The sequence below is a fragment of the Dyadobacter sediminis genome, assembly GCF_005860765.1.
Classification (GTDB): Bacteria; Bacteroidota; Bacteroidia; order Cytophagales; family Spirosomataceae; genus Dyadobacter; species Dyadobacter sediminis.
On sequence record NZ_VCEI01000030.1, the window covers coordinates 242,530 to 256,440 of the forward strand.

At 42.5% G+C, this 13,911-nt stretch carries 8 protein-coding genes; 3 read left to right on the forward strand and 5 right to left on the reverse strand.

What is annotated here, in order from left to right; translation table 11 throughout:
- Positions 1-196 precede the first annotated feature (196 nt).
- The 3 genes from FEM55_RS22365 to argB all read right to left on the reverse strand — a co-directional run bounded on the left by FEM55_RS22365 (position 197) and on the right by argB (position 6,050).
- Positions 197-1,786: a SusD/RagB family nutrient-binding outer membrane lipoprotein gene (locus FEM55_RS22365; protein ID WP_308420227.1), complete on the reverse strand. Its 1,590-nt coding sequence runs from the start codon at positions 1,784-1,786 to the stop codon at positions 197-199.
- Positions 1,787-1,806: 20 nt separating this feature from the next.
- A complete protein-coding gene (locus FEM55_RS22370; protein WP_138283548.1) occupies positions 1,807-5,130 on the reverse strand; it encodes a SusC/RagA family TonB-linked outer membrane protein in 3,324 nt (1,107 codons plus the stop codon).
- Positions 5,131-5,264: 134 nt separating this feature from the next.
- The gene (argB, locus tag FEM55_RS22375) at positions 5,265-6,050 is read right to left on the reverse strand and encodes an acetylglutamate kinase (RefSeq protein ID WP_138283549.1); all 786 of its coding nucleotides are present in this window, start codon (positions 6,048-6,050) and stop codon (positions 5,265-5,267) included.
- A 151-nt stretch (positions 6,051-6,201) separates the two neighbouring features.
- Between argB and FEM55_RS22380 the strand changes: the two genes are divergently transcribed.
- From FEM55_RS22380 to FEM55_RS22390, 3 genes are all read left to right on the forward strand, one after another.
- Positions 6,202-8,337, forward strand: coding sequence for a protein-disulfide reductase DsbD family protein (locus FEM55_RS22380; protein ID WP_138283550.1), 2,136 nt, complete (start codon positions 6,202-6,204; stop codon positions 8,335-8,337).
- Between the two features lie 141 nt (positions 8,338-8,478).
- Positions 8,479-10,959 carry a glutaminase family protein gene (locus tag FEM55_RS22385; protein WP_138283551.1) on the forward strand — a complete coding sequence of 827 codons (2,481 nt, stop codon included), beginning with the start codon at positions 8,479-8,481 and terminating at the stop codon, positions 10,957-10,959.
- Between the two features lie 53 nt (positions 10,960-11,012).
- Positions 11,013-11,378, forward strand: a complete 366-nt coding sequence (locus FEM55_RS22390; protein WP_138283552.1) for a DUF1304 domain-containing protein — start codon at positions 11,013-11,015, stop codon at positions 11,376-11,378.
- A 199-nt stretch (positions 11,379-11,577) separates the two neighbouring features.
- On the opposite strand, the gene FEM55_RS22395 is transcribed toward FEM55_RS22390, so the two are convergent.
- Positions 11,578-12,402: a DUF8758 domain-containing protein gene (locus FEM55_RS22395; protein WP_138283553.1), complete on the reverse strand. Its 825-nt coding sequence runs from the start codon at positions 12,400-12,402 to the stop codon at positions 11,578-11,580.
- Between the two features lies 1 nt (position 12,403).
- Entirely contained in the window at positions 12,404-13,288 is an 885-nt protein-coding gene (locus tag FEM55_RS22400; protein ID WP_138283554.1) for a DUF488 domain-containing protein, read from the reverse strand.
- Positions 13,289-13,911: the final 623 nt, after the last annotated feature.

Consider the following 13,911-nt stretch of genomic DNA (forward strand, 5'->3'; position numbering starts at 1 on the left):
CAAGTCAAAAAATTCAATCGGTATAAATGGCTGAAATTACTTGTGCCACAAGTAATTTCAGCCATTTTGCTTTTGTGTATTTCTGTTTTATGATAGTGCTTTCCTTCAAAAAGCAATAACGCCTTGCAACAAAAAGCAAAACGGGCCGGCATCATGCCGGCCCGTTTCGTAATACTATTAAAATTATTGTTTCCGATTATTTTACATCCCAGAATAGCTTGGTTGTAAGTTTGTCATTTTCCCTTACAGCCGCATAATTGGTTGGATTGTAAGTTACTTCATTGCCCGGATAGTTCCATCTTACAGGAGGCGCAGTCTGGTTATTGGCATTGTCCACCTGGAACTGCAATGTCGGCATGTCCAGTCTGCGGATATCAGCAAAGTTTTCGTAAGGCTGAACAACGTTATAATGCAGCCATTTCTGCATTGCGATCAGGCCTAGCTTGGCAGCAGGTGTTGTTGCTTTTGTCCAGCTTACAGCATCATTCGCAAGATAAGCCGTTATTTGTGCATCGGTTGGTGTTGCCGGCTTGGTACCTTGTGTTGCATTGCTCAAAGCAGCAATCGAAGTGTAAAATTGCACCGATTGTGAAATTGCCGTTTCGTAGGCTGTTTTTGCAGAAACATCATTGCCTGATCTCAGGAAGTACTCTGCTTTAATCAGGTTAATTTCAGGAGCATTGATGATTACACCTGGGAAGAACTGATTATGACTTAATACATAACGGTTGTAAATCGCAACATTGCCACTGTTGAAAAGAGCAGTCTGTGTAGCAGAGGTTCCCAGCGGATCAATACCGATGTAAGCACCTTTTGCATTCTCTCCCGGTTCGAACAACAACATTTCACGCGGATCGCTGGTAGCATTCATAAAATCAATCATTTTTTTACCAGCCGTGTTACCATACCAACCACCCGAAGCAAGACCGTCCTGGAAACCTTTGGAGTTAATGTCAGTATTTATATCATAAACATTGATCTGAATGTTTTGGTCATTTGTTTCCACAATCGGATAAGTACCCGGTGCATTCAGAATTTCAGCAATCTCAGTATTTGATCTTGCTTGAAAATTGGCAGCCGCCGATACGCGGTTCAGCATGCGCAGACGCAGCGAGTTTGTAAAACGTTTCCAGGCAGTAATATTTCCTTTATTTACAAAATCCTGAGTCTGGAATGGTTTGACGTAGTTGGAGCTTACTGTAATAGTATTCAGTTCAGTAGCAATTGACTTCAAATCATCCAGCATCAATGTGTAAATTTCTTCAGCTGAATCGAACTTCGCAGTTGAACCTACATAATCACCATTGTTTGTACTTAACATACCTGCTTGTGTAAAAGGAATCGCACCGTGCAAGTCAACCATACGCTGCGTATAGTTGTACAGATAAACTTTCGCAGTCAGCATGAAAATCTTTTTATCAGCCTGCTCCTGAGCCGAACTTGCATTATAGACTTTCTCAAGCTCGCGGTATTGTGCCAACGTGTTATAATAGTTGAACCACATATCCTGAACACCTGCAGATGCAGGAACATACTGACCCGATTCGTTTGGCCATCCAACGGCCTGATTATAACGGCTCAAAGTTGTTCTTAAAGTCACAAAGTATTGTCCGTAGCCTGGAAGAATATAATCTTTACTGGCATACATAAAGCCCGAATACTGCTTTTCAACACTTGACTCTGCAAGTTTGGAAGGATCCGTATACCTTTCTGTAAATTCAGACTCCTTGCAGGACACTGCTGAGAACATAAGTCCTGCTAATATGAATGATGCTATTTTTTTCATTGTCATGGATCAGATTAAAATTAGAAGCTGGCTCTCAACATTACACCCATGGTGCGGAATGACGGGTTGCTACCAGCATTGTTGATGTTTTCGTACCATCTTGTACTCACGCTTGTCTGCTCAGCATCCAGATCTTTAATTGTTCTGTAAAGGAAGAACAGGTTACGACCGAATACAGAAACTGAGATATTCTGTGCCCCAATCTTTCTGCCGACTACAGCTGGCAAACGGTATGCAAGCGAAAGCTCACGCATTTTGAAATAAGTATTTTCTTTCACATAAAGCTCATAACGCGCATTTCCGTACTGAGGACCGCCCCAGTTATAAGTGCTGTTGTAGTAAGTAGCCTGAGAAACAATATTGGTATTTGCTTCACCTGTTGTCGTAACACCATCCATCAGCATTCCATCGTGGTAAACAGGCTGACCATTTGGCCCTGCAGTTCCGGTAGTTGCAATACCTTTCCCGTCTTCATTTACATAATAGGAAAGTCCTCCGTGCTCTGCATCCATGGCATTAAGGCTTTCCTCTGTCAAACCTCTTGATGTCATCCAGTTAATACCGGTTGGCATAATATGGCCGCCCACACGGAAATCGATCACCGCGTCAAGTGTAAAGTTTTTATAGCTAAATGAATTCAGTAAACCACCAGTCAGTTTAGGCATTGCGTTACCTGCTTTAATCCAGTTATTACCATCCAGTGTGTAAAGTCCGTTCGGACCTACAATGCTCCTGCCCTGGCTGTCTTTCAATATACCGTGGACGAAAATATCTCCCATCGGACGACCTACAACCGAGCGAATTTGTGCAGCATTACCATCAAAATCAGCATGAAGCAATTCAGTAGAGTTGTTTGCCAGCTTTTCAACTTTGTTTACATTTCTTGAAAGATTTAATGTAAGATCCCAGTTGAAATCATTTATTGTTTTAGCTTTCAACGGGCTTACATTAAATGCAACCTCAACACCCTGGTTACGTAAAGTACCAATGTTTTCAAGAACGGTTCTTGCACCAGTTGTTGCAGCAATGCTCAAAGGAAGGATCTGGTCAACGATCTGTGCGTTGTAGTACGCGATGTCCAGGCCAATGCGGTTGTTGAACAATTTTGTTTCAAGACCAAATTCGAATTCACGTTTCTGCTCGGGACGAATCTTGTCATTTCCATAATCAGAGCTCATTGACGTATAAAGAACCGACTGTCCGCCAGCTTGCTGGATTGACAAAGAACCTTGCTGGTACGCAATGTTCGCCTGATAAATCGTCGGGTAATTTCCTACAACACCAAAGGAACCTCTCAGCTTACCATAGCTCCAGAACGAAGGCAGATTTAATGCGTCAGAGAATACAAAGCTGGCATTCACAGAAGGGTAAACAAATGCATTGTTTCCTGTTGCAAGCGTAGAAGTACGGTCTCTGCGGATTGTTCCTTCAACAAAGAAAATGTTCTTGTAATCAAAGTTTACCGTTCCGATATAGGCATCACGCAACCAACGGCTTCTGGTTTGATTACCAGTTGGAATGTTTACACTGGCAGAAATATCAAAAAAGTTTACTGTACTAAGCCCTCCGTTTGTCGATCTCGACACGAACGTGTTCAACTGCCTGTTAGCAGAGTATCCTCCCAGTAAGGAGATTGTAGCGTCATCCGAAAATTTCTTGGTATAAGTAAGAAGAACATCGCCATATACATTATTGTACTGGTTGTTGTTCATTCCAAATCCACCTGTATATCCGAAAGCCAGCGGAGTAGTACTGTAATCCCAGTTTTCCAGTCTTTCAGATGTATAGTCGGTTGCAATACGGCCACGCAGTTTCAGGCTTTCAAGGATTTGCCAATGCTGTGTAAGGCTGGCAATCACGCGGTCACTGTATTCATATGACTGGTTTTTTCTGGTGTTCCAGATATAGTCAGCGATATCACCTTTGAAACCATTGTAAATAATGTTTTCTCCCGGCGTAAGACTTGGGTTTGTACCCGTTACGTATTTATAGCCAAGACTTGTCTGATATTTGTCAAAATACCAGTCAGCAGATTCAAAGCGGTTCATCATACCCGTAAAGTTGTTGATCATACGATCCACTTTGAAAGGACGGTTACGCGTATTTTGATTAACGTAGTTCACCATGATATCCGTTGTCAGCTTTTTGTTCAGGTTAAAGCTGGCGTTCAGGTTTGCGATGTTCTTGCTGTTCTTTGAATTGTAGCTGATCATCCCGTTATCCTGACGCGTGAACGAGAAACGGATGTTTGAGTTGTCGCTTGATTTTGAAATCGACAAGTTGATGTTCGAGCTGCTTGCATTTTCAAACAGATCGGCATAGCTGTTCCCAGACGGAGAATATGGTCTGATTTTGCCGTCAAATGCCATTACCGGCTGTCCGTCGAATTTCGGCCCGAAGTTTACACTTGTACCCAGCAAGCCTCTTGTTTCCTTAACGCCATCACCATCGGTATCGTAGTAGATAAAACCTGCTGCATCCTGGCCACCATCGTTGTAGTTCAACGGATAACCCGGGCCTCTTACGTTCTGATATCTTGGCAAATAAGCAATTTTATCTACGTTGTAGCTTGCATTGAAATCAACACCGATTCCTTTTTTGCCTTTTCCGCTTTTGGTAGTTACAAGTAAAACACCGTTTACCGCTTCTGATCCATAAAGTGCAGCTGCAGATGCCCCTTTCAATACCGAAATATTCTCAATATCCGCAGGGTTCAAGTCCAGAAGACCGTTACCACGGATACGCTGATCGCCCCAGTAGTCACCATTACGGGATTCCCCGTTACGGATTGGAATACCGTCCAGAACGATCAGCGGCTGTGTGTTACCTGTAATGGAGCTGAAACCGCGGATGTTGATACTCACACCGGAAGTAGCTCCGCCCGGCGTAGCGTTGATGGTTACACCCGGTGCTTTTCCGTAAAGAGCCGTTGCAAAGTTTGGCGAAGCCGTTTTGATCAGCGCTTCGTTGTTCACGATTGCCGTGGCATAACCCAGTGCACGCTGTTCCTTGGAAATACCAAGTGCCGTTACAACAACTTCATTCAATTGCGATGCGTCTTCGTTCAGAACGACATCCAGCGTTGTCTTGTTTCCTACCGGTGCTTCAATGGATTTGTACCCGATGAATGAGAATACAAGCGTACTGTTTTCAGAAGCAGCAATACTGAATTTTCCGTCTGCATCCGTCGTCGTACCGTTGGTGGTACCTTTAATCAGAACCGAAACTCCCGGCAAGGATTGGCCGTCGGAGCCCGACTTAACGGTTCCTGTAATCGTTTGAGCGAAAACAGGACTGCTCACTACCATCAGCATGATAGTAAGTCTTAGTAAAATTTTTCCCATGAGTGGATGATTAATTTGAGGTATTAAAATTTAATACAATCTTAACAATTAATTTATTTAAATATGCCCTACTTCTTAAAAAAAATTATTAAATTATCGTCAAAAAGCGAAAAAGCCAAATTAAATGTACATGATTATAAAGTAATAAGCGTTCCTGCATTGCCGTTTGCTGATGCAAGCACATCATGAGCATGACAAATGATTACATTTCTTACACCATGATGAAGGGCATCAAACGCATTGTCCAGCTTCGGGATCATTCCTTTGTTGATAACGCCTGACGATTTGTACTTAGCGTATGTTTGCGGGTTCAGAGTTGAAATAACGGCATCGTCATCGTCAGGATCAGAAAGAACACCTTTTTTCTCAAAACAATAAACCAGATTAACTTCATAACCTGCGGACATGGCCACAGCCGTTGCAGAAGCCATCGTATCGGCATTGGTATTCAGCAGCAAACCTTCGGAGCTGTATGTCAGCGGAGCAATTACGGGAACAAGGCCGCTGTTCAGCAATGCATCGATCTGCGTATTATTGACCGCTTCAATATCACCTACAAACCCGTAATCAATATTTTTTACCGGCCTTTTTACCGAACGTATGATGCCGCCGTCAGCACCCGTAAGCCCGATTGCATTGCAGTTTGAAGCCTGAAGCTGCGCCACCAGATTTTTATTGACAAGTCCACCATAAACCATCGTAACCACATCCAGCATCGGTTTGTCCGTAATGCGCCTTCCTTCCACCATCTGCGTTTCAATATGCAGATCCGCAGCAATTTGCGTGGCAATTTTCCCTCCGCCGTGCACCAGGATTTTACGTGCGTCCAGTTTGGCAAAATCGCTTAAAAACCGGGAACATGCAGCGGGATTATCAATCACGTTGCCGCCTATTTTTATAATGTAAAGAGCCTGAGCCATTAAAATAAGATTTACTTTTCTGAATTTGAGGCGACAAAGGTAACAGAAACGGGATTCGGTGAGAAAGGGAATTTTAATTCGTGAATTTTTTTGGCAAAATTACGTTGACTATCCAAAGCTGACGCCTTCAGCCTATTTCCCGAACAGCAATATGAAACGCAGTATATTCTTATTATTAGGTATTTATCTCCTTTTTACAAATACCGTTTTTGCACAGATACAAAAAGCCAAAGCGCACTGGACGTATTCATTTTCCAAAAATGAAGTCAAAAAAGGTGAAACCGTAGACCTCATCTTTTCTGCCGTAATCGACAAAGACTGGTATATGTATTCGTCGGATTTCGACCCGGATCTCGGCCCGATGCTCACAACGTTCAATTTTGAAAAGAACAATACGTTTGAAGTCGTCGGCAAACTGAAACCGCAGAACCCGAAAACGAAATTTGAAGAAGTATGGGGCGGAAATGTGCGTTATTTTGAAAACAAAGGCGTTTTCAAGCAAACGATCAAAGTGCTCAGCGACAATCCGGTTATAAAAGGAAGTTCGGAATATCAGACTTGCAGCCATGTTACCGGTTTGTGTATTCCGGGAAATGAAGATTTTGAATTTACAGGCTTAAAGGTTGTTGCTGCTTCTGCTCCGGTTGATAACAATACAGAGCCGGCAGTCGGAGCTACGACGCCGGCGGATAAAAGCACGACTTCTCCGGCTATCTCCACATCCAGCGGCCCAGCGGATTCCATAGAAAAAATTGCTGCGACAAACATTGATTCCGCAACTTCTCAAACGGCTACTTCCTCAAAAGCACCTGAAATCGGCTCGGCATCCAATGCTTCCCTTAGCACAGAAGATCCTGCTGCAGGAACTTCCTTATGGGGTTTTGCGCTGGCGGCGTTTCTTTCCGGACTTGTTGCCTTGCTTACGCCCTGCGTTTTTCCGATTATTCCGATGACGGTCAGTTATTTTACCAATCAGGAGAAAGGAAAGCTGAAAGCATTTATGTACGGCATTTCTATTGTGCTTATTTATACGCTGATCGGAACTGTTGTTTCGCGGCTAAACGGCCCGGCATTTGCCAATTTCCTGAGTACGCACTGGATTCCGAACCTACTTTTTTTTGGTATATTCTTCGTTTTCGGTCTGTCTTTTCTGGGGCTTTTTGAAATTGTTTTGCCAAGCGGCTTTGTGAACAAAATGGATGCACGTGCGGATCAGGGCGGTTATGCGGGTGTTTTCTTTATGGCATTTACTTTGGTGCTGGTTTCCTTTTCCTGCACCGGCCCTATTGTCGGAAGTTTGCTTGTGGCATCGGCGGGCGGAGCGGTTGTAAAACCGATTATCGGGATGGCCGCATTTTCTTCGGCATTTGCAATTCCGTTTACCTTGTTCGCACTTTTCCCGCAATGGCTGAAATCGTTGCCAAAATCCGGCGGCTGGCTCAATACTGTTAAAGTTGTGCTTGGTTTTCTGGAACTGGCACTGGCTCTGAAATTTCTGAGCATTGCCGATCAGGTTTATCACTGGCGGTTGCTGGACCGGGAAATTTACCTTGCTTTCTGGATCGTGATTTTTTCTATGCTGGGCTTTTATCTTTTGGGCAAAATCAGGACACCGCACGATTCGGTTGTAGAAAAAGTGAGTGTTCCCAAACTGTTGCTTTCCATTGTTACGTTTACATTCGTTGTTTATATGATCCCGGGAATGTGGGGCGCGCCGCTGAAAGCATTGGCCGGCTATCTTCCGCCGCAGTCTACATTGGATTTTGATCTTGGAAAAAGAACAGCCGGCATTGCGCCATCGGCTGTTTCCGGAGAAGCCCGCAAGTATGCCGATCTTTTTCACTTGCCGCATGAACTGGAAGGTTTCTTTGATTACAAAGATGCGCTCGCTTATGCCAAAAAGGTCAACAAGCCCGTTTTTATCGATTTTACAGGTCATGGTTGTGTAAACTGCCGCGAAATGGAAGCGCGTGTCTGGGTTGATCCCGCCGTGCAGCAACGTCTCAGAAATGATTACGTGATCGTTGCACTTTATGTGGATGATAAAACAGAACTTCCTGAATCGCAATGGTATACTTCCAAATACGACAATAAAGTTAAAAAAACGATCGGTGCGCAGAATGCTGATCTTCAGATTGTAAAATATAATAACAACGCACAGCCGCATTACTGCCTTGTTGACCATAATGGAAACCTGCTCGTAGCACCCAAAAATTACGATCTGGACCCAGCCAAATTTGCTTCGTTTCTCGACAGCGGAAAAGATGCATTTGGAAAAGCAATGTAATTTGTGCGTAAAGAATTACAGCTGTGTCTTCACAGCATGTTAAATTTTTACCAAGCATTTACTAAATGCCGATATATTTTGCAGGATTATGGCTTATTTGAAGGTTCTTTGTGATCTTCTTATAAACCCGTTTGAAAACCAATGACAAAACTTTGGTCGCTCGCATTTCTTCTGTTTTCTTCCTTTACATTAGTTGCGCAAAACTTCCGTCCGCCTGCAGTTCCGCTTGTTACCGTTGATCCTTATACAAGCGTATGGTCATTTGGTGATTCGCTCAATGGCTCGGTTACCAAACACTGGACCGGAAAACCGCATCCGATGGATGGCCTCATCCGCGTGGACGGAAAAACATACCGCTTTCTCGGAGCTGCCAATCCGCAGCTGAAAACCATTGTTCCTGTTGCGAAAGAAACCGGCTACACGGCAAAATACACGGTTTCTGATCCGGGTGAAAACTGGTTTAAGGAAAACTACAATTCGGCTGCATGGAAAGCCGGGCAAGCGCCGTTTGGCACCAAAGACCGTAATGACAACATGCTGAAAACCGGAACCGTTTTCCCGAATGAAGTATGGTACCGCCGCGAGTTTACATTAACCGATGCCAATTTGGAAAAAGCCGGCCTGAATATTTTCCATGACGATGATGTAAAAGTATATATCAACGGCATTTCCGCTTATGAATGTTCGCCTTGCTTTACGGGTGATTACGAACTGAAACCCATGAGCGAAGCTGCCCGTAAATCGCTTAAAAAAGGAAAGAATGTGCTGGCCGCTTATTGCAAAAACGGCGCAGGCCCCGGCTACATTGACATTGGCATTGTGGATGAAAAAGCACCGAAAGGCGGTAACATCATTCTTTCTGCGAGGCAAACCGGATTCGAAATGAAAGCCACCCAAACCATTTACGAATTTGAAGCCGGGCCTGTTCATCTGACTGCAAAGTTTGTAGCTCCACTGATTATGAGCAACCTCGAACTGCTTTCCAGGCCTGTAAATTATGTTGTATATGACGTAAAATCCAGCGACGGCAAAGCCCATGACGTTCAGATTCTTCATGCCGTTTCAGGTTTGTGGGCAGTGAACGATTACAGTCAGGAAGTTACAGGAAAATCCGCCAGTGCAAATGGCTTGCTGATGCTTTCTCTGAACAATAAAGAACAGAAATTACTTGCCCGCAAAGGAGATGACGTTCGTATTGACTGGGGTCAGGCTTACTTATCCGCACCTACAAGCTATGCAAAAAGCTTCAGAATGGGCGCTTCGGCGGATCTTATCCAAATTTTTAAGGAAAACGGCAAGCTGAACAACGTCTTTCAGGAAATAGGAAATGCGGCTTCCACATCCATGGCCCTTGTGCTGGATGCCGGTGCTGTAACCGGTGAGAACAAGTCGTTTCATGCCATGCTGGGTTATGATGACGGCTATTCAGTTCAGTATTTTGGCAAAAACCTGCGGCCGTGGTGGAATAAGGACGGGAACAAAACAATTCAGAACGAGCTGAAAAATGCAGAAGACGACTTTTCCAAAATTCTTCAGATGTGTGCAGAAACGGACAAAACGATCTATGATGATGCATTGAAAGCCGGCGGAAAGGAATATGCCGAACTTTGCGTGTTGGCTTATCGCCAGGCGATTGCAGCACATAAGCTGGTTGCCGATCAGGATGGGACGCCTTTGTTTTTTTCAAAGGAAAATTTCAGTAACGGATCCATTGGTACGGTGGACATTACGTATCCTTCTGCGCCTTTGTTCCTGCTTTACAATCCGGTTTTGCTGAAAGGAATGATGGAACCGATCTTTTACTATTCCGAAAGTGGAAAATGGACAAAGCCGTTTGCAGCACACGATGTTGGAACCTATCCGCTTGCCAATGGCCAGACTTACGGCGAAGACATGCCCGTAGAAGAATCAGGCAACATGCTCATTCTGACTTATGCGATTTGTAAAGCTGAAAACAATAACGACTTTGCCAAAAAGCACTGGAAAGTACTTACAACGTGGGCGAATTACTTAAAAAAAGAAGGTTTTGATCCTGCGAACCAGCTTTGTACAGATGATTTTGCCGGACATCTGGCCCGAAATGCAAACTTGTCCATTAAAGCCATTATGGGGCTGGCCTCTTATGCAAAAATGGCCGAGCAGCTTGGCGACACCAAGGAAGCAGCGGAAGTAAATGCATTGGTGAAAGAATTTGCAGCAAAATGGATGGATCTCGCAGACAGCGGTGATCACTATGCGCTGACTTTCGATAACAAAAATTCATGGAGCCAAAAATACAATCTGGTCTGGGATAAGCTGCTTGCACTGAACGTGTTTCCAACAACGGTTGCCGAAAAAGAAATCAACTATTACCTTACCAAACAGCAGCCTTTCGGATTGCCGCTCGACAGCCGCAAAACTTATTCCAAATCCGACTGGATTGTCTGGACTGCAACACTGGCTCAAAATCAGAGCGATTTTAATGCCCTTATCAAGCCCATTTACAAATATGCGATGGAAACGCCCGACCGCATTCCACTCTCCGACTGGCACGAAACGGTGAACGGAAAGTCCGTAGGATTTCGCGCACGATCTGTTGTCGGCGGGTACTGGATGAAAGTTTTGGGCGAAAGATGGAAGTAGAAAATTGAAAGAAAAGGCATTGTATCCGTTCACAATTAATTAATCTGAAACCTATGGAAATGCTTGGAAAAATCCTCGTTGGCCTTGTTGCGCTTGAACATCTTTACATTTTGTATATCGAAATGTTTGCATGGGAAACGAAAGGCAAGGAAACGTTTAAGGGTTCGCTGACGCCGGAACTCTTCAGTCCCACAAAGGTATTGGCTGCAAATCAGGGTTTGTACAACGGATTTCTGGCTGCAGGATTAATCTGGACGTTTTTCATTACGGATCACAACTGGGCTTTTTACATTGCCGTTTTCTTTCTGACCTGCGTCATTGTAGCCGGCATTTACGGAGCATTAACGGCAAGCAAGAAGATTTTTTTTGTGCAGGCTTTGCCTGCGCTTGTGGCATTGGTTGTTTTGCATTTCAGGTGAAGAACTGGAACTGAAATGCTGAAATGAAATTTTTCAGTAATTACATACGAAAAGCTGTAAACTTGTTTTTGCAAGCTTAAAAATCAATTTATCCTTGTAAATTTAACGTCGGGTGTTAAATTTACAAGGATGATTGAACGAGAATTACAATTATAATGAAAGTCGTTCCTCTTGAAAAAACAAATATATTTCTCTTGAATTAGAATAAGCTCAATTGTGCCGTTTTCATCGGATGAAAAGTTCCGATTATAATAAATGGATTCAATCCCACATTATGGTATTCTCTTGTAGTTCCTAAAAACAAATACAAGTCCTTTGTTTTGGCAAAATCGTCAAAATATTTCTTCCTCACATCTTCACAGGCTTTTTGCTCATTTCCTTCATATTTGTCGAGCATTCTCCAGTATAATGCACCAATTTCCCAATCTTCGATCATCAATGTTCTTTCCTTTCCATCTTCGCTTGTAAACTTGTAAGAAAATTTAAAGGGAAGTTTTTGAACAACCTCAAACGGATTTTCTGAATTTTTGAATAAATCCAACTGTCTTGCCTTTGCTTTTAAGGCTTCGAGCTTATGCTTATCCCAAGTACGTGCAGAATTCTCAATCGTAAAATCTATAACTTCTTTGGGTTTGAAAACGGCAAGTGAAATGCATTGCTTTGGATCTTTTGCCCTGGCAATCAATTCTGTCATGTTGGTATAAACATTTTTAAGCACAACTTCTTTTCTAAGCCGCCAAGTGCCTTTTTCGGAATCGATATTTCCTATGATTTTAAAAGGTGAATCAATAGATTTTGGCTTGTAGCTTTCAGGACGAAAGTCGGAAGTGTTCTTTTCCAGATCTATTTCAATCCAGTCATATTTGCTATACTGCTTGTCATATTGCAGTTTCCGAAAAGGAATCGGATAAATTCTAACCCAGTTTCCATTTTCAAGAAAGCCTGCCGTGCAAACCAGTTCATCATATTTATTTGATAGTGTGGGATAAGTTTTGACCGTAATCAAAACCTTTGTTAGTGCCATTCTAGATATGTTTTAATTCATAGTTCCATTCAGGAAATCTGGTAATTGCTTCTGCTAAATGTTTACGGTGGCACTGACAAATATTTGCTTCAAAGCAAGTTAATGCAACCCGCTTCTTTTCTTTCAGTAAATTCAGAATTTGTTCCTGCTGACTTCCTGTCTTTTGTAAATTTTGTTTCTTATAAATTTCAAAAAGGCTATCGTAATCCTTTTGCGTATTAAGCTTCTGCCGTTGATCCGATTGAATTCCAACTTCCGGAATATGCATGTATTCAATATTCAGATTTTCACAAAAGGTTTTTAACTGCTTTTTAGAAAATCCAAACTTCATACTTACCGGATTATTTCTGACATCAATCAAAATTCTCACATCATTTTTAATCAGTCTGTTAAGATATTCTTCCAGGGAAATTCCTTCATATCCGATTGTAAACAAAACTGTTTGGTCATTTATCGGCTTTGCTTTTAAGACGTTTTGAAGTTGTTCCCAAGTCAAAATTTCCTTTGCTTTTACACTGTTGATAGCGTAATACTGATAATTCAGATATGTCAATTTAGTTAAAGAATCTGCTGTCAAATTGCCATAACTACTCTTGACATCAATCAAGATCTGTTTATCATTTTCATTCAATGACTTAATGTAATCTTCAGTGTCAACTTTGGTGTAACTTGTCTTATTGTCGAGTAGTTGTCCATGCCTGACCATGGCCATAAGATCCGCATTGGCTGAAAATGAATAGCAACCATATTTGTATGGAACAAAGTCATAATTGCGGTTTACTTGTTTTTCTGTAAAAAGGAAAAGTAACTTTTGCAAGGATACTTTAGGCAAATTCCCCTCAAAGATTTGCAGTAAGGCTAATATGATTTTTCGTCTGTAGAACATTCTCCAAAGCTAAGAAAATCGTAAAGAAGAGTTTAAAAGTTTGTATGAGATTTACCAATAGGCACGCCTTACTTATCCAAATACCAAGTTTCAACTTGCATGTCTCCAAACACTTTTCGAATATTCGCATTCCTAATAAAACACGAAACAATGAAAAATCTTGCAAGTATTGCCCTGTTATGGTGTGGGTGCGGCGAAAGCCCCCCGAGCGCTGATAATGGCGTTAGGACACCTTAGGCAGGGCATTTTTTTATCCTAAAACATTATCCAATGAACAACCAACATACAGTCCGACTTAAATGGCTGAAAACCTCTGGGAAATCTCCTGATCTCAACTTTCATTCAATTTACCAATCGGCACACCTTACTTATCCAAAGGCTAACTTTCAATTTGCATTTCTCCCCTACCTTCTGAATATTCGCATTCCCAACAAAAACATGTAAAATGAAAAATCTAGCAAGTATTGCCCTGCTATGGTGCGGATGCGGCGAAAGCCTTCCGGATGCCTCGTTTCGTGTGCATTAGGACACCTCAGGCAGGGCATTTTCATATTATTGACATTCTGAGACGCGGCAAATTGGCAAAACTACTTGCATTTCAAATTGCAAATAGGGTTCTTTGT

Excerpts from the sequence above, each read along its gene's own strand:
- FEM55_RS22365 (WP_308420227.1), bottom strand. The coding sequence starts at position 1,786 with ATGAAAAAAATAGCATCATTCATATTAGCAGGACTTATGTTCTCAGCA.
- FEM55_RS22370 (WP_138283548.1), bottom strand. The coding sequence starts at position 5,130 with ATGGGAAAAATTTTACTAAGACTTACTATCATGCTGATGGTAGTGAGC.
- argB (WP_138283549.1), bottom strand. The coding sequence starts at position 6,050 with ATGGCTCAGGCTCTTTACATTATAAAAATAGGCGGCAACGTGATTGAT.
- FEM55_RS22380 (WP_138283550.1), top strand. The coding sequence starts at position 6,202 with ATGAAACGCAGTATATTCTTATTATTAGGTATTTATCTCCTTTTTACA.
- FEM55_RS22385 (WP_138283551.1), top strand. The coding sequence starts at position 8,479 with ATGACAAAACTTTGGTCGCTCGCATTTCTTCTGTTTTCTTCCTTTACA.
- FEM55_RS22390 (WP_138283552.1), top strand. The coding sequence starts at position 11,013 with ATGGAAATGCTTGGAAAAATCCTCGTTGGCCTTGTTGCGCTTGAACAT.
- FEM55_RS22395 (WP_138283553.1), bottom strand. The coding sequence starts at position 12,402 with ATGGCACTAACAAAGGTTTTGATTACGGTCAAAACTTATCCCACACTA.
- FEM55_RS22400 (WP_138283554.1), bottom strand. The coding sequence starts at position 13,288 with ATGTTCTACAGACGAAAAATCATATTAGCCTTACTGCAAATCTTTGAG.